Below are 20739 nucleotides of genomic sequence, written 5' to 3'. Positions count from 1 at the left end.
CGCGGGCCCCCGGTGTGCGTGTCCGGTCTCCGCTAGTCCGCCAGGAAGTCCTCCAGCACGTCGAAGTTCTCGACGCACTTGCCGGCTCCGAGCGCCACGCAGTCCAGCGGTTCGTCCGCCACGAACACCGGGACCCCCGCCCCGGCCGCTATCCGCAGGTCGAGGCCCGGCAGCAGCGCGCCGCCGCCGGTCAGCACGATGCCGTGCTCCATCACATCGTCCGCGAGCTCCGGCGGGCACTCCTCCAGAGTCGACTTCACCGCCGAGACGACCGCTTCGCACGCCTCGTCGAGCGCCGCCCGCACCTCGGCCGCCGACAGCTCCAGCGTGTGCGGCAGGCCGCCGGGGATCTTCTCCCGCCCGCCGACGGCGAACGTGCGGTTCTCCAGCTCGGGGTCCTCCGGGACCGGCCACGCCGAACCGATCGCGAGCTTCACGGCCTCGGCCGTCCGCTCGCCGATGAGCAGCCCGTGCTCCTTGCGCACGTGGTCGGCGATCGCGGCGTCCAGCCGGTCGCCGCCCACCCGCAGCGACCACGCCGCCACGATCCCGCCGAGCGAGATCACGGCGACCTCCGTGGTGCCGCCGCCGATGTCGACCACCATCGACCCGTGCGCCTTCGACACCGGCAGCCCGGCGCCCATCGCCGCCGCCATGGGTTCGTCGACGAGGTGCACGCTGCGGGCGCCCACCCGCTCGGCCGCCTGGACGATCGCGCGCTCCTCGACCGGAGTAATGCCGCTCGGTACGCACAGGACCATGCGGGGGCGGGCCTTGCGGCCGGGCACGGCCTTGCGCACGAAGTGCCGGATCATTTCCTCGGCGGCCCGGTAGTCACTGATCGCACCGCCCTTGAGCGGGCGGATCGCCGTGATCGAACCCGGCGTCCGGCCGATGGTGTCCCTGGCCTCGCGGCCGACCGCGAGAGCGGTGCCGGAGCCCGCCTGCACCGCCACCACGGAGGGCTCGTTGAGCACGATGCCCTTGCCGCGGGCGTAGACGATGGTGTTCGCCGTACCCAGGTCTATGCCGATGTCGTTGGCCGTGTCACCCATCTGGAGAAACCTCCGATCGTGTTTCCCCAGGCTGGCACGACATCGCCGGATCCGCCGCCGCAGAGGGGCCGAAGGCGGTCCGCGCGGGGCCCCGGGGCGGTGGACAGGTCCTGGCGGGGCGCTGTCGGCGGTGCTCCGTAGACTGGTCCCGTGAGCCAGCTCCCCCCGCACGATGACAGCGACACTCCCGACGCCTTCGAAGAGATCGTCGAGGCCGAGACCGGCCGCGACCCCGACCTGGCGGTGATCGAGGCAGGCAGCCGCACCCTGCGCACCCAGGGCGCCCCGCGCCAGGGCGACGACGCCGCCGGGCGGCCGCAGGACCCGGAGGTGGACAAGGCGCTGCGGGCCGTCGAGCAGGAGCTTCTGGGCCGCTGGCCCGAGACCAAGCTGGACCCGTCGCTGGTCCGTATGGCGGCGCTGATGGACGTCCTGGGCGAGCCCCAGCGCGCGTACCCCTCGGTCCACATCACCGGCACCAACGGCAAGACCAGCACGGCCCGCATGATCGAGGCGCTGTTCGGCGCCTTCGAGCTGCGTACCGGCCGGTACACCAGCCCCCACGTGCAGTCGATCACCGAGCGCATCAGCCTGGACGGCGCCCCGATCGCCCCGGAGCGCTTCATCGAGACGTACCGGGACATCGAGCCGTACGTCGAGATGACCGACGGCATGCAGGAGCACCGCCTGTCGTTCTTCGAGACGCTGACGGGCATGGCGTACGCCGCGTTCGCCGACGCGCCGGTGGACGTGGCCGTCGTCGAGGTCGGCATGGGCGGCAGCTGGGACGCCACGAACGTGATCGACGCGTCCGTCGCCGTCGTCACGCCGATCGACCTGGACCACACCGACCGGCTCGGCGCCACGCCCGGCGAGATCGCGGTCGAGAAGTCCGGGATCATCAAGCGGGGCGCCACGGTCGTCCTGGCCCAGCAGCCGGTCGACGCGGCGCAGGTGATGCTGAAGAAGGCCGTGGAGGTCGACGCCACGGTCGCCCGCGAGGGCATGGAGTTCGGCGTCGTCTCCCGCGAGGTCGCGGTCGGCGGCCAGCTCGTCACCCTGCGCGGACTCGGCGGCGAGTACGAGGAGATCTTCCTGCCGCTGCACGGCGCGCACCAGGCGCACAACGCGGCGGTGGCCCTGGCGGCCGTCGAGGCGTTCTTCGGCATCGGAGCCGAGCACGCCCGCACGCTCGACATCGACACGGTCCGCAAGGCTTTCGCCTCGGTCACCTCGCCCGGCCGGCTGGAGGTCGTACGCCGCAGCCCGACCGTGGTGCTGGACGCGGCGCACAACCCGGCCGGCGCGCGGGCGGCGGCGGAGGCCGTCACCGAGGCGTTCAGCTTCAGCCGCCTGATCGGGGTCGTCGGCACGAGCGGCGACAAGGACGTGCGAGGCGTCCTCGAGGCCTTCGAGCCGGTCTTCGCCGAGGTCGTCGTCACGCGCAACTCCACGGCCCGTGCGATGGACGTGGACGAGCTGGCCGCTGTCGCCGTCGAGGTCTTCGGCGACGACCGCGTCCAGGTCGAGCCGCGCCTCGACGACGCGCTGGAGGCCGCCGTCACACTCGCCGAGGAAGAGGGCGAGTTCGCCGGCGGCGGCGTTCTGGTGACCGGTTCCGTCATCACGGTCGGCGAAGCCCGGCTGCTCCTGGGGAGGGGCTGAATCCTGTGCGTATGCTCTGCGCGTCCACTCTGATCAGCGAGTTCTTCGTGGTGGCCTTCGCCGGCCTCGTCGCGATGAAGTCCGACGACCTGTCGATGACGGCGGTCTGGACGGTCTGCGGCGTCGCCATGCTGCTCTCCGTGCTGCTCTGCGGAATGCTCGGCCGGCCGGGCGGGGTGCAGCTCGGCTGGGCGCTCCAGATCGGGCTGATCGCGAGCGGCTTCGTGGTCCCGGCGATGTTCTTCCTCGGCGCGGTCTTCGCGGGCCTGTGGTGGGCGTCGATCCACTACGGCCGCAGGATCGACGAGGCGAAGGCACGCTGGGCCGCGCAGGCGGAGGCGGAGGAGGCGCAGGCCCCGGCGCAGTAGGGGCCGCTGCCGCCAGTGCCGGGTGCCGCTCCCGCGACGCGTCCTTGTAGCCTCTGGGCATCGCATTCGCCATGCCCTGCAAGGAGCCCCGTACATGTCTCAGCGCACTCTCGTCCTTCTCAAGCCGGACGCGGTCCGACGCGGGCTGATCGGCGAGGTCGTCGGCCGCATCGAGCGCAAGGCCGGCTGGAAGATCACCGCGCTGGAGATGCGCAGCCTCGACCACGAGACGCTGGAGCAGCACTACGGCGAGCACAAGGGCCGCCCCTTCTATGAGCCGCTGGTCGAGTTCATGTCGTCCGGTCCGGTCGTCGCCCTCGTCGTCGAGGGCGAGCGCGTCATCGAGGGTGTACGCCAGTTGGCGGGTCCGACTGACCCGATCGCGGCGGCTCCTGGGTCCATCCGGGGTGATTTCGGAACGATCGTCCGCGAGAACCTGATCCACGCCTCGGACTCCGAAGGCTCGGCGGAGCGGGAGCTGAAGCTTTTCTTCCCCGGTCTTTCCTGACATCAGGTCAGCCAAATAGAGGTCAAGCCCTGGGGCGACCGAAGTAATTCGGCCGCCCCCCGGCATACGCGGGACGATGTGGGGAACGGATCCCCCCGACACGACGTCACCATTACTGGGACGGGTACGTGTTCCGCTCACAATGGCGAAGGACCCTCGCGCCGCTTCCGTGCACGCGGCACTACGATGGAAACCGCCACGCTCGCACCACCCACTCCGCCGTCCTAAAAAGCCAACCGCTCCACTTGGGAAGGCCCGACGCATCCTCATGGGGAACAAGGGGAACTCAATGTCGTTCATCGGCCGTGACATGGCTGTCGACCTCGGGACCGCCAACACGCTGGTGTACGTCAGGGGCAAAGGGATCGTGCTCAACGAGCCCTCCGTCGTCGCCATCAACACCAACACCGGCGGCATCCTGGCCGTAGGTGCCGAGGCCAAGAAGATGATCGGCCGGACGCCGGGCAACATCGTTGCCGTCCGGCCGCTGAAGGACGGCGTCATCGCCGACTTCGAGATCACCGAGCGGATGCTCCGCTACTTCATCCTGAAGATCCACAAGCGCCGCTACCTGGCCCGCCCCCGCGTCGTCGTCTGCGTGCCCTCCGGCATCACCGGGGTCGAGCGCCGTGCCGTCATCGAGGCGTCCACCCAGGCCGGCGCCCGCCAGGTGCACATCATCGAGGAGCCCATGGCCGCGGCCATCGGTTCGGGCCTGCCCGTCCACGAGGCCACCGGCAACATGGTCGTGGACATCGGCGGCGGCACCACCGAGGTCGCCGTCATCTCCCTCGGAGGAATCGTCACAGCACAGTCGATCCGGGTCGCCGGCGACGAGCTGGACAGCTCGATCATCCAGCACATCAAGAAGGAGTACTCCCTCCTGCTCGGCGAGCGCACCGCCGAGCAGATCAAGATCACGATCGGCTCGGCGTTCGACCTGGAGAAGGACGAGCACACCGAGATCCGCGGCCGCGACCTCGTCTCCGGTCTGCCCAAGACCGTCGTCATCTCGGCGGCCGAGGTGCGCAAGGCCATCGAGGAGCCGGTCAACGCCATCGTCGACGCCGTGAAGACGACGCTCGACAAGTGCCCGCCCGAGCTCTCCGGCGACGTCATGGACCGCGGCATCGTCCTCACCGGCGGCGGCGCGCTGCTGCGCGGCCTCGACGAGCGCCTGCGCCGTGAGACCGGCATGCCGATCCACATCGCCGAGGACCCCCTCGACTCCGTCGCCCTCGGAGCGGGCAAGTGCGTCGAGGAGTTCGAGGCGCTCCAGCAGGTACTGGACGCCCAGCCCCGCCGATGAGCCAACCCGACGAATCCGCCGCACGAGGCCTTCCCTCTCGTGCGGCGGATCGTTGATATACAGACACGAGAATTCCGACGAGGAAGGCACGGCCGCCGCACGTGAGGGACACACGAGAGAGCCGGCTGCTCCTGGTGCTGCTGATCGCCATCGCATTCGCGTTGATCACGGTGGACATCCGTGGCGGCGAGGATTCGCCGGTCGACGGCGCCAGGCGGGCCGCCGCCACCGTCTTCGGACCGGTGGAGAACGGGGTCGCCGCAGCCGTCGACCCGATCGGCAACGCGGTCGGGGCCGTTCGGGACTCGGGGGAGCGGCACGACCGCCTCGCCGTCCTCGAGCGCGAGAACGCCGCGCTCAAGCACAAACTCGGCAGTGACGACCGCAACCGCAGCGGCGTACGCCAGCTCGACAAGATGCTCAAGAGGGCGGGCGCCGGCCAGTACGGCATCAAGGGCGCCGAAGTCATCGCGATAGGAGCGGCCCAGGGCTTCTCCTGGACCGTCACCATCGACTCGGGCAGCAACGACGGCATCAAACGCGACATGACCGTGCTCAACGGCGACGGACTCGTCGGCCGCGTCACCACCGTCGGCCCGGACACCGCGACCGTACTGCTCGCCAACGACCCCGACTTCACCGTCGGGACCCGTCTGGAGAAGACCGACGAACTCGGCTTCGCCACCGGCCAGGGCGACCGCCCGCTGCGCGTCCAGATGCTCAACGGCAAGGCCAAGGTCAAGGCCGGCGACCGGCTCGTCACCTTCGGCTCCGAGGCGTCCAAGCCGTTCGTGCCCGGCGTACCGGTCGGCCGCGTCGTCCGCGTCGACCCGTCCGGCGGCGACCTCACCCGTACCGTCTACGTCCGCCCGTACGTCGGCTTCACCAAGCTCGACATCGTCGGCGTCGTCGTCCAGGCGCCGCGCAAGGACCCGCGCGACATGGTCCTGCCGCCGAAGCCCGCGGGCCCCAAGCCCACCCCCACGGTCACCGTCACCGTCACCCCCTCGGGGCCGGCCGCCGACGGCGGAGTCGTCGCCGACGGCGCCGAGTAGGAGCTGAACCCCATGCGCTTCAACCGGATGCTGCTCTCCACCACCCTGGTGATCGTCGCCCTCGTCGTCCAGGTCACCGTCCTGGCCCGGCTTCAACTGCCCGGCGCCGTACCGGACCTGATGCTCCTGACCGTCCTCGGTCTCGCCTTCGTGTACGGCAGCACCAGCGGCGCCCTCATCGGGTTCGGCGCGGGCCTCCTCGCCGACTTCGCGCCGCCCGCCGACCACGCGGCCGGCCGCTACGCGCTCGTCCTGTGCGTCATCGGCTACCTCGCCGGACTCGCCAAGCCGGAGACCGGCCAGCTCAGGTCCGCGACCGCCCCGATGGTCGCGGTCGTCGTCGCCGCGATCGGCTCCACCCTCCTGTACGCCGGAGTGGGCGCCCTGGTCGGTGACACGGCCGCCCGCCACGTGGGCATCGTGAACCTGCTGCTCACCTCCGCCCTGTACGACCTGCTGCTCGCCCCGTTCGTCGTGCCGGGCGTCATGGCACTGGCCAGACGCGCCGAGAACGACCCGCTCGCCGACAGCCAGAGCGGCGCCAACGGCGCCGACGTGGCCAGCGGCTGGCTCGCCTCCGGCACGGGCCTGCGCATCGGCAGCCAGCGCGCGGGACTGCGGGTCAAGGCCGCCCGGTCGCGGGCCGCCCGGGCCGGACGCATCAAGGGGGTCAAGCGCCTGTGACGACCGCGCGCACCACGGACCACGAGGAGGGGACGCCGTGAGCAACATCCCCGAGACCGGGCGGACCCCCCGGGTCCAGATCCGGCTCATCATCATCCAGGTCCTCGTCTTCTCGCTCCTGCTCACCCTCGGCGGCCGGCTCTGGTACCTCCAGATCCGCAACGGCGACGAGTACACCGCCGAAGCCGCCGGCAACGGCGTGCAGCAGGTCGTCCAGCCCGCCGTCCGCGGCTCGATCCTCGATGCCCGCGGCGTGCCGCTCGCCGACAACGAGACCCGCCTCGTCGTCTCCGCCAGCCGCACCGAGCTGATGAAGATGAAGGACGACGGCAAGGGCGTACTGGCCCGCCTCGCCGGCGTACTCGGCATGAAGCCGAAGGAAGTCGCCGACAAGGTCAGGCTCTGCGACTCCAAGACCCCGCAGCCCTGCTGGAACGGCTCGCCCTACCAGCCGATCCCCGTCACCGACGAGGCCACCACCAAGCAGGCCCTGCAGATCCGCGAGCGCGCCGAGGACTTCCCCGGCATCACCGCCGAACCGACGGCCGTACGCCGCTACACCGCCCCGGCCAAGGCCAGGACCGCCCAGGTCCTCGGCTACCTCTCGCCCGTCACCGACGAAGAGATCGAGAAGGCCAAGGACGGCCCGTCGCCGTACCTGCGCTCCGACATGGTCGGCCGCTCCGGGCTCGAGCGCACGTACGACAAGGAGCTGCGCGGCAAGGCCGGCGTCACGCGCTACGAGGTCGACAACCTCGGCCGCGTCATGGGCGAGGCGGAGAACGACCCGACGGTTCCCGGCTCCAGCGTCGTCACCAGCCTCGACGCCCGGGTCCAGGCCGTCGCCGAGTACGAACTCCACCAGGCGATGAAGACCGTGCGCAAGGAGACCGACAAGATCACCGGCCGCCCGTACGAGGCCGACTCGGGCGCCGTCGTCGTCATGGAGTCCAAGACCGGGCGCGTCGTCGCGATGGCCTCCCAGCCCGACTACGACCCCAACGCCTGGGTCGGCGGCATCTCCGGCAAGGAGTACGCCAGGCTCACCGGCAAGAACTCCAACTATCCACTGCTCAACCGGGCCATCCAGGGCCAGGCGCCCGCCGGCTCCGTCTTCAAGGTGGTGTCGGCCAGCGCGGCCGTGCGGGCCGGCCACCCCTTCGACGGCCGCTACAACTGCAGCAGTTCCTACAGCATGGGCGGCCGCAGCTTCGCGAACTTCGAGTCCAAGGGGCACGGTCCCATCACCCTCGGCGACGCCCTCAAGTTCTCCTGCAACACCGTCTTCTACCGTCTCGGCCACGAGGAGTGGCAGCGTGACGGCGGAATAAAGCCCAAGAAGGGCGCTCACGACTGGTTCTACCGGACCGCCCATGACTTCGGGTTCGGCGGCGAGACCGGGATCGACCTGCCCAACGAGGTCAAGGGCCGCATCCCCGACCGCCAGTGGAAGCAGAACTTCTGGAAGGCCAACAAGGACTCGTGGTGCAAGCAGGGCAAGAAGGGCGGCAGCTACGTCGAGCAGATCGCCTACGAGAGCTGCCTCGAAGGCAACCAGCTGAAGGCCTTCGACAGCATCAACTTCGCCATCGGCCAGGGTGACGTCCTGATCACCCCCGTCCAGCTGGCCACCGCCTACGCCGCCATCAGCAACGGCGGAACCCTCTACCAGCCCACCGTCGGCAAGGCAGTGATCAGCCCCGACGGCAAGAAGATCGAGGAGATCCGGCCCAAGCCCCAGGGCAAGCTGCCGGTGAACGCCGAAACCATCAGCGACCTCGACAAGGGCCTGCGCTCCGTCGTCGAGCCCGGCGGCACCGCCGCCTGGCGGTTCGGCGGCTGGCCGCAGGACAAGATCCCGATGCGCGCCAAGACCGGCACCGCCCAGGTCTACGGCAAGCAGACCACGTCGTGGTTCGCGACCTACACCGACGACTACACGATCGTCATGACGATCTCCCAGGGTGGCACGGGCTCCGGCGCCTCCGGCCCCGCCGTGCGCAACATCTACGACGCCCTCTACGGCGTCAGTGACGACGGCGACGTCAACCCGAAGAAGGCGCTGCTCCCCAAGCCGCAGAAGGACCTCCCGAAGATCGGCTCGGACGGCTCCATCGAAGCCCCGGAGATCCGGCCCTACGTACCCGAAAAGCCCAAGGATCCGGCTGCCGACCAGCAGATCGCGATCGGCAGGAGTGGCGACTGATGGCCGGCCCGCACGGTTTCTCCGTCCAGCGCTACGCCCCCGAGCGCGGCACCCTCGCCAAGCTCACCGCCCGCGACTCGGTGGTGCGCCGGCTCGACTGGCCGCTGCTCTGGGCGTCGCTCGCGCTGTCCGTCATCGGCGCGCTGCTCGTCTGGTCCGCCACTCGGACCCGCGACCAGCTCAACCAGGGCGACCCGGAGTACTTCCTCTGGCGTCACATCCTCAACACCGGCATCGGGCTCGCCCTGATGATCGGCACGATCTGGCTGGGACACCGCACCCTGCGCGGCGCGGTCCCCGTGCTCTACGGCCTGTCCGTGGTGCTGGTCCTGCTCGTCCTCACACCGCTCGGCGCCACCATCAACGGCGCGCACGCGTGGATCGTGCTCGGCGGCGGGTTCTCCCTCCAGCCCTCCGAATTCACCAAGATCACCATAATCCTGATCATGGCGATGCTGCTCGCCGCCCGCGTCGACGCGGGCGACCAGGACCATCCCGACCACAGCACCGTCGTCAAGGCCCTGTGCCTCGCCGTCGTACCGATCGTCGTCATCATGCTGATGCCCGACCTCGGCTCGGTCATGGTCATAGCGGTGATCATCCTGGGGGTCCTGCTCACCTCCGGGGCGTCCAACCGCTGGGTCTTCGGCCTCATCGGCACGGGCGCCGTCGGCGCCCTCGTCGTCTGGCAGCTCGGTGTGCTCGACGAGTACCAGATCAACCGCTTCGCCGCGTTCGCCAACCCCGAACTCGACCCGGCGGGCGTCGGCTACAACACCAACCAGGCACGCATCGCGATCGGCTCCGGCGGCCTCACCGGCACCGGCCTGTTCAAGGGCAGCCAGACCACCGGGCAGTTCGTCCCCGAGCAGCAGACCGACTTCGTCTTCACCGTCGCCGGCGAGGAGCTCGGATTCGTCGGCGCCGGCCTGGTCCTGCTGCTGCTCGGCGTCGTCCTCTGGCGCGCCTGCCGCATCGCCCGCGAGACGACCGAGCTGTACGGCACGATCGTCGCCGGCGGCATCATCGCCTGGTTCGCCTTCCAGTCCTTCGAGAACATCGGAATGACCCTCGGCATCATGCCGGTCGCGGGACTCCCGCTGCCGTTCGTGTCGTACGGCGGCTCGTCGATGTTCGCCGTCTGGGTGGCCATCGGACTGCTCCAGTCGATCAGGGTCCAGCGGCCCCTGACGGCATAAGCACCTGCCCCGAGCCGCGATCGCGTCTAGATTCGGTTTATGGCGGACACGAAGCGCGAGATCGAGCGGAAGTACGAAGCCCCGGCGGAGACCGGCGGCGAGCCCCGGCTGCCCGACCTGTCCAAGGTGGCCGGGGTCTCGTCCGTACGGGACGACGGCGTCACCCCACTGGACGCCCTCTACTACGACACAGCCGATCTGCGGCTCGCCGCGGACTCGCTCACCCTGCGCCGCCGCACCGGCGGCGACGACGCCGGCTGGCACCTCAAGCTCCCGGTCGCCCCGCACGTGCGCGACGAGGTCCGGGCCCCGCTGACGGACGACCTGCCGCCGGCCCTGGCCGCCCTCACCCGGTCCCGGACCCGCGGCGAACCGCTCGTCCCCGTCGTACGGCTGCGCAGCGTGCGCGACGTACGCCGTCTCCTCGACGCCCGCGGCGAACCGCTCGCCGAGGTCAGCGTCGACACCGTCACCGCGCAGCGCGTCGGCGTCCCGGCCGACGGGGCCACCACCCGGTGGACCGAGGTCGAGGTCGAACTGTCCGACGGCGGCGACCCGGCCCTCCTCGACGCGGTCGAGAAGAAACTCCGCAAGGCCGGTCTGCGCCCCGCCGCCTCCACGTCCAAGCTCGCCAGGGCGCTGGAGGGCACGACGCCGTCGTGGACCAGGCCCCGGCACGGCACGCCGGACGCGACCGGCTCACGGACCGCGGGCGACCACGTCCTCGCCTACCTGCGCGAGCAGTACGCGTCCCTGGTGGCGTACGACCCGGCCGTGCGGCGGAACCTGCCCGACTCCGTGCACCAGATGCGCGTCGCCACCCGCCGCCTGCGCAGCGCCCTGCGCACGTACCGCAAGGTCCTCGACCGGACCGTCACCGAACCGGTCGCCGCAGAGCTGAAGTGGCTCGCCGGGGAACTGGGCGTCGACCGCGACCAGGAGGTGCTGGACGCCCGGCTCCGCTCCCGGATCGACGACCTGCCCGAGACCCTCCTCCTGGGCCCGGTACGAGGACGGCTGCGCATCTGGTCCGTGGCCGGCCGCGACAGCGCGCACACCCGGACCCTCGCGGCACTCGACAGCCCCCGGTACCTCGACCTCCTCAGCGCCCTGCACACCCTGCTCACCGAGCCGCCGCTGCGCCCCGCCGCGTCCCGTCCCGCCGCCGACGTCCTGCCCCGGGCCCTGCTCAAGGACTACGGGCGGCTGGCCCACCGCATGGAGGCGGCCCTCGCCCTGCCCCACGGCGAGGAGCGGGCCCACGCCCTGCACCGCGCGCGCAAGGCCGCCAAGCGCACCCGCTACGCCGCCGAGGCCGCCCGCCCCGCCCTCGGGAAGCCCGCCGAACGGTTCTCGAAGCGGCTGAAGGCCGTGCAGTCCGCCCTGGGCGCGCACCAGGACTCCGTCGTCGCCCGCGAGACGCTGCGGACCCTGGCCGCCCAGGCCCACGCGGCGGGGGAGACGGCGTTCACCTGGGGCCTGCTGTACGGGCGCGAGGAAGCCGCCGCCGACGCCGGCGAGTGGGAACTGGCGCACGCGTGGAAGCGGGCCGCCGCCCGGAAAACGCGGGCGGATCTGGGCGGCTGACGGCCGGGGTACGCTTGATGGTCACCCCTGCCAGCTCATGAGAGACACACGATGCCTGTCGAGTCGGTCTTCCCACGCCTGGAAGCGCTTCTCCCGCACGTCCAGAAGCCGATCCAGTACGTCGGCGGCGAACTCAACTCCACCGTCAAGGACTGGGACGCCACGGACGTCCGGTGGGCGCTCATGTACCCCGACGCGTACGAGGTCGGGCTGCCCAACCAGGGCGTCATGATCCTTTACGAGGTGCTGAACGAGCGCGAGGGAGTCCTGGCCGAGCGCACGTACAGCGTGTGGCCGGACCTCGAAGCCCTCATGCGCGAGCACGGCGTACCGCAGTTCACGGTGGACGCGCACCGGCCCGTCAAGGCGTTCGACGTCTTCGGGCTGAGCTTCTCCACCGAACTCGGCTACACCAACATGCTCACGGCCCTGGACCTCGCGGGCATCCCGCTGGAGTCCAAGGACCGTACCCTCGACGACCCGATCGTCCTCGCGGGCGGCCACGCCGCCTTCAACCCCGAGCCGATCGCGGACTTCATCGACTGCGCGGTCATCGGCGACGGCGAGCAGGCCGTCCTGGAGATCACCGAGATCGTCCGCGCCTGGAAGGCCGAGGGCCGTCCCGGCGGGCGCGACGAGGTGCTCTTCCGGCTGAGCAAGACCGGCGGCGTGTACGTTCCGCGCTTCTACGACGTCGAGTACCTGCCCGACGGCCGTATCGCCCGCGTCGTGCCCAACCGCTCCGGCGTGCCGTGGCGGGTGTCCAAGCACACCGTCATGGACCTCGACGAGTGGCCCTACCCCAAGCAGCCCCTGGTCCCGCTCGCGGAGACCGTCCACGAGCGGATGTCCGTCGAGATCTTCCGCGGCTGCACCCGCGGCTGCCGTTTCTGCCAGGCCGGCATGATCACGCGCCCCGTGCGGGAGCGAAGCATCACCGGCATCGGCGACATGGTGGAGAAGGGTCTCAAGGCGACCGGCTTCGAGGAGGTCGGCCTGCTGTCGCTGTCCTCGGCCGACCACACCGAGATCGCGGACGTCGCCAAGGGCCTCGCGGACCGGTACGAAGAGGACAAGATCGGCCTCTCGCTGCCGTCGACCCGCGTGGACGCCTTCAACATCGACCTCGCCAACGAGCTCACCAGGAACGGCCGCAGGTCCGGCCTGACCTTCGCCCCCGAGGGCGGCTCGGAGCGCATCCGCAAGGTCATCAACAAGATGGTCTCGGAAGAGGACCTCATCCGGACGGTCTCGACGGCGTACGGCAACGGCTGGCGTCAGGTGAAGCTGTACTTCATGTGCGGCCTGCCCACCGAGACCGACGAGGACGTGCTCCAGATCGGCGACATGGCCGTCAAGGTCATCGCCGAGGGCCGCAAGGTGTCGGGCCAGAACGACATCCGCTGCACCGTCTCCATCGGCGGATTCGTACCCAAGCCGCACACCCCGTTCCAGTGGGCGCCGCAGCTCTCCGCCGAGGAGACGGACGCCCGCCTGGAGAAGCTGCGCGACAAGATCCGCGGCGACAAGAAGTACGGCCGTTCCATCGGCTTCCGCTACCACGACGGCAAGCCCGGCATCGTCGAGGGCCTGCTCTCGCGCGGCGACCGCCGCATCGGTTCGGTCATCCGCGCCGTCTACGAGGGCGGCGGCCGTTTCGACGGCTGGCGCGAGTACTTCAGTTACGACCGCTGGATGCAGGCCGCGGCGAAGACGCTGCCCGACTTCGGCGTGGACGTCGACTGGTACACGACGCGCGAGCGTACGTACGAAGAGGTCCTGCCCTGGGACCACCTGGACTCCGGCCTGGACAAGGACTGGCTCTGGGAGGACTGGCAGGACGCCCTCGACGAGACCGAGGTCGAGGACTGCCGCTGGACCCCGTGCTTCGACTGTGGTGTGTGTCCTCAGCTCGATCTCGACATCCAGATCGGCCCGACGGGCAAGAAGCTCCTGCCGCTGACGGTCGTCAACAAGTAGGAACGCGTGCGGAGGCCGGCCCTGTCCTGTGACAGGGCCGGCCTCCGCATCGGCATGCGTTCGCGAACGTGTCCTGCTTGACGACCAGGCGGTCTTCCACGTCTCGCGGGACGGCCGGCTCCAGGAGAACCTCAGGCGCTCTGGTTCTGGGAATCTTGTTCCTGCTGACCCGGCAGATGACTCCGGCTCGCCGCAGATCGCCGGCCAGTACCTCCCTGCCGCCTCGTTCCCAGCGCTCGCGGAAGGTCTCGCCGCCGTGCGTGCGCGTCCAGCGGTCCCGCGCCGTCTCCTGAACCAACTCGTCCAGCTCTGTGCTCAGCTGCTCCAGGCGCTTTTCCGCCTGCTCGCTGGTGAAGGAGGTCCGGACGTACCGCCCGCCGGGCTCCAGCCCCCCATGTACTGGACGATGGCGCCTTCGGGCGGTTTCCGCCGATCGCGGTCGTCTGCTGATGATCGAGTGGTGTCTCCGCCGTGGGCGTGTCCTCGGGTGGACACGCAGATTCAGATAACGGATCAAGATCATTGCCGGGGCGGTGGGATCCGGACGGCGGGGTGCTGCGTCTCTTTCGGCATGGACTTCGAGAAGCAGCCGGCGCAGCCGTCCCCGCCGCAGTCGCCCGCTCCGGGTCGCGCGGCGCCGCGGGCGGAGGGCTGCCTGACCGTCGCCGTCCGGATCCCGGTGCGGATCGTCGTGCTGGTCCTGGTCGTGCCCGTGCGGATGGTGTGGGACCTGCTCGCCGTCTGCGGCAAGGCGGTCGGCCGCGCGCTCGGCGCGCTTTTCCGGGCGCTGGTCGTGACGCCACTGGTGTGGCTGTACGGGAAGGTCCTCGTCCCCGTCGCCAAGGTGCTCGGGTACGTCGCCCACGCCGTGCTCGTCATGCCGTGGGTGCTGCTGTGGACGTACGTCGTGGTGCCCGTGGTGCGGTACGGGATCATGGCGCCGGCGGTGTGGTGCTACCGGTGGGTGCTGACGCCGCTGGGGCACGCGATCGCCCGGCTCGGGCGCGCGGTCGGCGCCGCGGTGGCTTGGCTGGTGCGCGTCCTCGTGGTGGCGCCGCTGGTGTGGCTGTACGCGTGGATCCTCACCCCCCTCGGGCACGTGCTGGCCTGGGTCGGCAGGGCTTTGTTCGTGTGGCCGTGGGTCGCCCTGTGGCAGTACGTGCTCGCCCCGCTGGGCCGGGGCGTCGCCTGGCTGGTCACCGGCCTGGCGCGCGGACTGTGCACGGCGACCGCGTGGTGCGTCATGACGTTGCTGGTGCGGCCGGTGGTGTGGGTGTGGCGGGCGGTGCTGGTCCCGGTCGGGCGGGAGGTCGGCGCCGCGTTCGGTCACGCCTGGCGGGTCGCCGGGTACATCTCCCGGGCCGTGGGGCGCGGGCTGAAGTGGCTGGGGTGGAATCTCGTGGGGCGGCCGGTGCGCTGGGTGTGGCTCGGCGTGCGCACGCCCGTGGGGCACTGGGTGCGCGACAACCTGTGGGCGCCGGTGAAGCGGGCCGGCCTCGAAGCGGGCCGGGCGGCCCGCGGGGCACTGCGCGCCGCGCGCGAGACGGTGCGCCAGGCCCGCCGGGACGCGTGGCGTGCGCTGGTCGGGGGCCCGGCGGACACCTGGCCGGCCGACGGTCCGGCCGAGGCCGTGGAACCGGTGCGGGCTCCTGCGCGTACTCTGGGTAGTAAGACCACTGCCTCCAGCGCGGCACCCGCGTCCGAGATCTCCCCGACTGGCGGAAGCACAGCCGGCCGGGGGTGAGCCGGCCGCCGGGACGCGAGGGGGCGATCCCCACGCCGGAAGGGTGACGCGCGGACAGCGCGGCGCCCCGCACGAGGAGAAGAACCACTGGGCAAGCGACAGCCCGAAGGCCCGCCGCCCGCACCGGCGGTGCAGCGCATCCGACTGCGCTACACCAAGCGCGGCCGCCTCCGGTTCACCAGCCACCGTGACTTCCAGCGCGCTTTCGAGCGGGCGCTGCGACGCGCCGACGTACCCATGGCGTACTCGGCCGGCTTCACCCCGCACCCGAAGGTCTCGTACGCCAATGCCGCACCCACCGGCACGGGCAGTGAGGCCGAGTACCTGGAGATCGCACTGACCGCCCCGCGCGACGCCGACGAGCTGCGCGAGCTGCTCGACGAGTCGCTTCCGGACGGGCTCGACATCACGGACGCGGTCGAGGCCCGTACGTCGGGCCTCGCCGACCGGCTGCAGGCGTCCGTGTGGGAGATGCGCCTCGACGGCGTGTCGCCCGAAGAGGCGGCGAAGGCCGTCGGGGCCTTCCTCGCCGCCGAGAGCGTCGAGGTGCAGCGCCGTACCAAGAACGGCATGCGGTCCTTCGACGCCCGCAGCGCCGTCGCCGACCTGGAGGCCGTGTCTGCGCCGTCCGATAGGCCGGAGGACAAGCCCTGTGCGATACTGCGGCTGGTTGTTCGGCATGCGACACCCGCCGTACGACCCGACGACGTCCTGTCCGGTCTCCGAGCTGTGGCCGACCTGGCGCCGCCGGTCCCCGCAGCGGTGACCAGGCTGGCGCAGGGGCTCTTCGACGAGGAGTCCGGCACGGTGACCGACCCGCTCGCGCCCGACCGCGAGGCAGTCACGGCCGCCCCACCCACGGCCGCCGGACTGACCGCCGCGAAGGCGCCGGAAGGTGCAGGTTCCGCGTAGGGCGGACGTTGTAGCGCAGCCCTGGGACTCGGGAGCCACCTGGGTCGGGCGGCGCACTGACCAGAAGACTTTCGCCAGGCCGTGCGCACTCCGTGTACGGAACCGGCGAGCTAGACAACAGCTCCCGTGCGGCGCCCGCGCCCCGGACGGCGGTACCGCGCTCATCGCGCGGACCGGACCGGACCGGACCAAGGCGCGGCGCCCGGGAGCGTGACGGGAGAACCGCCCGCATGCTTGAGCCGAACGATTCCACCGAGCCCTCGGCAGGTACCGCGCGTACCGCCGGGGACACCGACGACAACCACTCGCCCAGCGACACGCTGCCGCCGCGCCGCCGGCGCCGCGCGGCCTCGCGTCCTGCCGGTCCGCCGGCAGGCGACGCGAAGGCCGTAGCACAGTCCGCCGCCAGCACAGAGGCCGCGGCTCCGGCCATACCGGCCGGAGAGGGCGCCGTGAACGAGCCCGCAGAGAGCACCGAGCCCGCAGCAGAGCCCGCGCAGAGCGCCGAGGCCGCTCCGCCGGCCCGTACGCGTCGCCGTGCCACCCGCAAGGCGACCGCGCCCGCCGGCGCGCCGAAGGCCGCCGAGGCCGAGGAGACGCCCGCGCCCGCCGCGGCCGTCGCCGCGGAGCCCGAGCCGGCCGCCGCTCCGGCAGCGGTCGAGGAGGCCGCCGCGCCGGCCCGTACGCGCCGTCGCGCCACCCGTAAGGCGACCGCTCCGGCGGGTGCGCCGAAGCCTTCCGAGGCTGACGAGCCCGCCGCCGAGGCCGAGGCCCCCGCCGCGGAGCCCGAGCCGGCCGCCGCGCCCGCCGCCGTGGAGGAGGCCGCCGCGCCGGCCCGTACGCGCCGCCGTGCCACCCGTAAGGCGACCGCGCCCGCCGGTGCGCCGAAGGCCGCCGAGGCCGAGGCCGAGGTGGAGGCCCCCGCGGCGCCCGCCGCCGGGGAAGCCCCCGCCGCTCCGGCTGTGGAGGCCCCCGTCGCCGACGAGGCCGTGACCGAGGAAGCGCCGCGTGGCCGTACGCGTCGCCGTGCCACCCGCAAGGCGACCGCGCCCGCCGGTGCTCCGAAGGCCGCCGAGGCCGAGGTCGAGACGGAGGCCGAAGAGACGCCCGCCGCCGAGCCCGCCCCGGCGGAGCCCGTGGCCGCGCAGGCCGAAGAGGCGCCCCGCGGCCGTACGCCGCGCCGCCGCGCCGGCCGCAAGGCCGCCGCCGACGAGGCTGCCGTCTCGGACGAGGCCGCCGAGGCGAAGCCCGCCGCCGTGCCCGCCGAGGAGCCGACGCGTTCGCGCCGCCGTGCGACGCGGCCCGCCGTGGCCGTGTTCCAGGCGCCGGTCTTCACCGAGCCGATGTTCCAGACCCCCGAGACGGCCGCCGCTGCCGCCGCCGCGCGGGTGACGGAGCCGGACTACATCGAGGACGTGGAAGAGGACGAGGAGGCGGAGGAGACCGTCACCGTCGAGACTCCTCCCGTGCAGCAGGCCGCCCCGCGCGGCCGCCGTCGCCGCCGCCGCGGCGAGCCGGCTGAGGACGAGCGGTCCGAGCGCGCCGAGCGTGCGGAGCGCGCCGAGCGTCCCGAGCGCGCCGTCGAGGCCGCGCCCGCCGAGCCGGCCGAGGCCGTCGAGGAAGAGCGCGACGAAGAGGCGCACGACGAGTCCGACGAGGCGGAGGACCGCAGGGCGCGCCGCCGTCGCCGCGGTGGCCGTCGCCGTCGCCGCGGCGAGCTCGCCGACGCCGAGGAGGCCGAGGAGCCGGAGCCGTCCGAGGAGGCCGCCGCCGAGCGGACCGAGGAGGAGGAAGCGCGCGGCGAGGAGGAGGACGACGAGTCGGGCGCGGGTTCCGCCTCCAGCCGTCGCCGCCGCCGTCGCCGCCGCCGCAGCGGTGACGCGGGCCCGGAGGCCGAGACGAACGGGGCGGACGACCCCGAGCGTACGGTCGTCAAGGTCCGTGAGCCGCGGGAACGGCGTGGGAAGGAAGCGGCCGAGCGCGAGCCCGGCACCGGCTTCGACGAGGTCCAGTCCATCAAGGGCTCGACCCGTATGGAGGCGAAGAAGCAGCGCCGCCGCGAGGGCCGCGAGCAGGGCCGCCGCCGCGTCCCGATCATCACCGAGGCCGAGTTCCTGGCCCGCCGCGAGGCCGTCGAGCGCGTGATGGTCGTACGGCAGAACGGCGACCGCACCCAGATCGGCGTGCTCGAGGACAACATCCTCGTCGAGCACTACGTCAACAAGGAGCAGTCGACCTCGTACGTCGGCAACGTCTACCTGGGCAAGGTCCAGAACGTACTGCCGTCCATGGAGGCCGCGTTCGTCGACATCGGCAAGGGCCGCAACGCGGTCCTGTACGCCGGTGAGGTGAACTTCGACGCGCTCGGCATGGGCCACGGCCCGCGCCGCATCGAGACGGCCCTCAAGTCCGGCCAGTCGGTCCTCGTGCAGGTGACGAAGGACCCCATCGGCCACAAGGGCGCCCGTCTCACCAGCCAGGTCTCGCTGCCCGGCCGCTACCTGGTCTACGTGCCCGAGGGCTCGATGACCGGCATCAGCCGCAAGCTGCCCGACACCGAGCGCGCGCGTCTGAAGACCATCCTCAAGAAGATCGTCCCCGAGGACGCCGGCGTCATCGTGCGCACCGCCGCCGAGGGCGCGAGCGAGGACGAGCTGCGCCGCGACGTCGAGCGTCTGCAGCAGCAGTGGGAGGACATCCAGAAGAAGTCGAAGAGCAGCGGCGCGACCAGCGGCCCGACGCTCCTGTACGGCGAGCCGGACATGACCGTCCGCGTCGTGCGCGACATCTTCAACGAGGACTTCTCGAAGGTCATCGTCAGCGGTGACGAGGCGTGGCAGACCATCCACGGTTACGTCGCGCACGTCGCCCCGGATCTGACGGACCGGCTGTCGCGCTGGACGTCGGAGGTCGACGTCTTCGCGACGTACCGGATCGACGAGCAGCTGATGAAGGCGCTGGACCGCAAGGTCTACCTGCCGAGCGGCGGTTCGCTGGTCATCGACAAGACCGAGGCGATGATCGTCGTCGACGTCAACACCGGCAAGTTCACCGGGCAGGGCGGCAATCTCGAAGAGACCGTCACCAGGAACAACCTGGAGGCGGCCGAGGAGATCGTGCGTCAGCTGCGGCTGCGCGACCTCGGCGGCATCGTCGTCATCGACTTCATCGACATGGTCCTGGAGTCGAACCGCGACCTGGTGCTGCGGCGTCTGCTGGAGTGCCTGGGACGCGACCGTACGAAGCACCAGGTCGCCGAGGTCACCTCGCTCGGCCTGGTGCAGATGACCCGCAAGCGGGTCGGCCAGGGCCTCCTGGAGTCGTTCTCCGAGACCTGCGTCCACTGCAACGGCCGTGGCGTCATCGTGCACATGGAGCAGCCGACCGCCGCGGGCGGCGGCGGTGGCGGCAAGCGCGCCAAGAAGCGCGGCCGCGGTGCGGAGGCCGAGCACGAGCACGTGGAGCCGGCCGGTACCGAGGCGGAGGCCGAGACGGAGGCCGAGACGGAGGCCGAGGTCGCCGCCGAGGTGGCTGCCCCGGTGGCGCTTCCGGAGCCGGAGTTCGTGCCCGACGAGGAGCTGTACAGCAGCGCCGCGGAGGCCGAGGCGGCTGCGGGACGCGGCCGTTCGCGCCGTCGCGCCTCGCGCAAGGCGTCGGCCCCGGCCGGTGCGCCGAAGGCCGCGGAGCCGGTGTACGCGCCGGAGCCGGAGCCCGTGGTCGCCGCCGAGCCCGTGGCCGAGCCCGAGCCGGTCGTCGAGGCCGCGCCCGAGCCGGTCGTCGAGCCCGAGCCCGCCGTGCAGGAGGTCGCCCCGGCCCGTACGCGCCGCCGTGCGACGCGTAAGGCGACGGCTCCGGCCGGTGCGCCGAAGACCGCCGAGCCGGTCGTCACCGACGCGGTCCAGGTCGTGGCCCCCGCCCCCGTGGCGGAGGAGCCGAAGGCCGAGGAGCCGCAGGCCGCCGCACCGGCGGCCGAGGAGCCGGCGGCGGCTGCTCCGCCGCGTGCGCGCCGTCGCGCGACCCGCAAGGCCACCGCGCCGGCCGGGTCGCCCAAGGGCGCGGAGGAGGCGGCCGTACTGGTCGTCGAGGCCCCGGCCGACAAGGCGGCCGAGCCCGCCCAGGCGGAGTCCGAGGCGGGTGCGCAGGCCGGCGCCGAGTCCGACGGCGAGGTCGCGGCCCCGGCCAAGAAGGCGGCCCGCAAGACGGCCGCCAAGAAGGCCCCCGCGAAGAAGGCGGCGGCCAAGAAGACGGCCGCGAAGAAGACGACGGCGAAGAAGACGACGGCCAAGAAGGCGTCGGCTTCGAAGAAGACCTCGGCGGCGGAGCAGTCGCAGCCGTCGGTCTCGGCCACCACCGAGGACTGACCTCGGGGTACGTCGCGCTCTACGGCAGTGGGGGGGGGGGGGGGGGGGGGGGGGGGGGGCCGGGACTCCCTCCCCCCCCCTTTCCCGTGGGAGGCGAGGGGGAAAG

14 protein-coding genes are annotated in these 20739 nt (G+C 71.9%); 13 read left to right on the top strand and 1 reads right to left on the bottom strand.

Going from position 1 to position 20739, the window contains the following annotated elements; genetic code table 11:
* Positions 1–32 precede the first annotated feature (32 nt).
* On the bottom strand, positions 33–1055 hold the full coding sequence (locus AC07FK_RS08780) for a rod shape-determining protein (protein WP_479103765.1): 1023 nt from the start codon (positions 1053–1055) through the stop codon (positions 33–35).
* Between the two features lie 150 nt (positions 1056–1205).
* Here AC07FK_RS08780 and folC point away from each other — a divergent pair, with 150 nt between their 5' ends.
* The 13 genes from folC to AC07FK_RS08715 all read left to right on the top strand — a co-directional run bounded on the left by folC (position 1206) and on the right by AC07FK_RS08715 (position 20633).
* Positions 1206–2720, top strand: coding sequence for a bifunctional tetrahydrofolate synthase/dihydrofolate synthase (gene folC, locus AC07FK_RS08775; RefSeq protein ID WP_479103763.1), 1515 nt, complete (start codon positions 1206–1208; stop codon positions 2718–2720).
* Positions 2721–2725: 5 nt separating this feature from the next.
* Positions 2726–3088: a DUF4233 domain-containing protein gene (locus tag AC07FK_RS08770; RefSeq protein WP_479103761.1), complete on the top strand. Its 363-nt coding sequence runs from the start codon at positions 2726–2728 to the stop codon at positions 3086–3088.
* Positions 3089–3182: 94 nt separating this feature from the next.
* The gene (ndk, locus tag AC07FK_RS08765; RefSeq protein ID WP_453404167.1) at positions 3183–3596 is read left to right on the top strand and encodes a nucleoside-diphosphate kinase; all 414 of its coding nucleotides are present in this window, start codon (positions 3183–3185) and stop codon (positions 3594–3596) included.
* Between the two features lie 289 nt (positions 3597–3885).
* The gene (locus AC07FK_RS08760) at positions 3886–4905 is read left to right on the top strand and encodes a rod shape-determining protein (RefSeq protein WP_028813452.1); all 1020 of its coding nucleotides are present in this window, start codon (positions 3886–3888) and stop codon (positions 4903–4905) included.
* 101 nt (positions 4906–5006) lie between these two features.
* A complete protein-coding gene (gene mreC / locus AC07FK_RS08755) occupies positions 5007–5960 on the top strand; it encodes a rod shape-determining protein MreC (RefSeq protein ID WP_479103759.1) in 954 nt (317 codons plus the stop codon).
* Between the two features lie 12 nt (positions 5961–5972).
* Positions 5973–6644: a rod shape-determining protein MreD gene (gene mreD / locus AC07FK_RS08750; RefSeq protein WP_479103757.1), complete on the top strand. Its 672-nt coding sequence runs from the start codon at positions 5973–5975 to the stop codon at positions 6642–6644.
* Positions 6645–6681: 37 nt separating this feature from the next.
* On the top strand, positions 6682–8850 hold the full coding sequence (gene mrdA, locus AC07FK_RS08745) for a penicillin-binding protein 2 (RefSeq protein WP_479103755.1): 2169 nt from the start codon (positions 6682–6684) through the stop codon (positions 8848–8850).
* The gene (gene rodA / locus AC07FK_RS08740) at positions 8850–10049 is read left to right on the top strand and encodes a rod shape-determining protein RodA (protein WP_479103753.1); all 1200 of its coding nucleotides are present in this window, start codon (positions 8850–8852) and stop codon (positions 10047–10049) included. Before mrdA ends, rodA begins: the two co-directional genes overlap by 1 nt.
* A 39-nt stretch (positions 10050–10088) precedes the next feature.
* Positions 10089–11636: a CYTH and CHAD domain-containing protein gene (locus AC07FK_RS08735; protein ID WP_479103752.1), complete on the top strand. Its 1548-nt coding sequence runs from the start codon at positions 10089–10091 to the stop codon at positions 11634–11636.
* A 51-nt stretch (positions 11637–11687) separates the two neighbouring features.
* The gene (locus AC07FK_RS08730) at positions 11688–13616 is read left to right on the top strand and encodes a TIGR03960 family B12-binding radical SAM protein (RefSeq protein ID WP_479103751.1); all 1929 of its coding nucleotides are present in this window, start codon (positions 11688–11690) and stop codon (positions 13614–13616) included.
* A gap of 571 nt (positions 13617–14187) precedes the next feature.
* Positions 14188–15360: a hypothetical protein gene (locus tag AC07FK_RS08725; protein ID WP_479103750.1), complete on the top strand. Its 1173-nt coding sequence runs from the start codon at positions 14188–14190 to the stop codon at positions 15358–15360.
* Positions 15361–15489: 129 nt separating this feature from the next.
* Positions 15490–16272 (top strand): TIGR03936 family radical SAM-associated protein, encoded by a 783-nt coding sequence (locus AC07FK_RS08720; RefSeq protein WP_479103749.1) that lies wholly within the window; start codon positions 15490–15492, stop codon positions 16270–16272.
* A 230-nt stretch (positions 16273–16502) separates the two neighbouring features.
* Entirely contained in the window at positions 16503–20633 is a 4131-nt protein-coding gene (locus AC07FK_RS08715; protein ID WP_479103747.1) for an Rne/Rng family ribonuclease, read from the top strand.
* The last annotated feature ends 106 nt before the right edge of the window (positions 20634–20739 follow it).

This window comes from Streptomyces sp. NPDC046122 (genome assembly GCF_056429965.1).
The sequence above is the reverse complement of the archived record's forward strand: the minus strand, read 5'-3'. Positions and strand labels throughout refer to the sequence as shown.

Excerpts from the sequence above, each read along its gene's own strand:
- AC07FK_RS08780 (WP_479103765.1), bottom strand. The coding sequence starts at position 1,055 with ATGGGTGACACGGCCAACGACATCGGCATAGACCTGGGTACGGCGAAC.
- ndk (WP_453404167.1), top strand. The coding sequence starts at position 3,183 with ATGTCTCAGCGCACTCTCGTCCTTCTCAAGCCGGACGCGGTCCGACGC.
- AC07FK_RS08760 (WP_028813452.1), top strand. The coding sequence starts at position 3,886 with ATGTCGTTCATCGGCCGTGACATGGCTGTCGACCTCGGGACCGCCAAC.
- mreD (WP_479103757.1), top strand. The coding sequence starts at position 5,973 with ATGCGCTTCAACCGGATGCTGCTCTCCACCACCCTGGTGATCGTCGCC.
- rodA (WP_479103753.1), top strand. The coding sequence starts at position 8,850 with ATGGCCGGCCCGCACGGTTTCTCCGTCCAGCGCTACGCCCCCGAGCGC.
- AC07FK_RS08735 (WP_479103752.1), top strand. The coding sequence starts at position 10,089 with ATGGCGGACACGAAGCGCGAGATCGAGCGGAAGTACGAAGCCCCGGCG.
- AC07FK_RS08730 (WP_479103751.1), top strand. The coding sequence starts at position 11,688 with ATGCCTGTCGAGTCGGTCTTCCCACGCCTGGAAGCGCTTCTCCCGCAC.
- AC07FK_RS08725 (WP_479103750.1), top strand. The coding sequence starts at position 14,188 with ATGGACTTCGAGAAGCAGCCGGCGCAGCCGTCCCCGCCGCAGTCGCCC.
- AC07FK_RS08715 (WP_479103747.1), top strand. The coding sequence starts at position 16,503 with ATGCTTGAGCCGAACGATTCCACCGAGCCCTCGGCAGGTACCGCGCGT.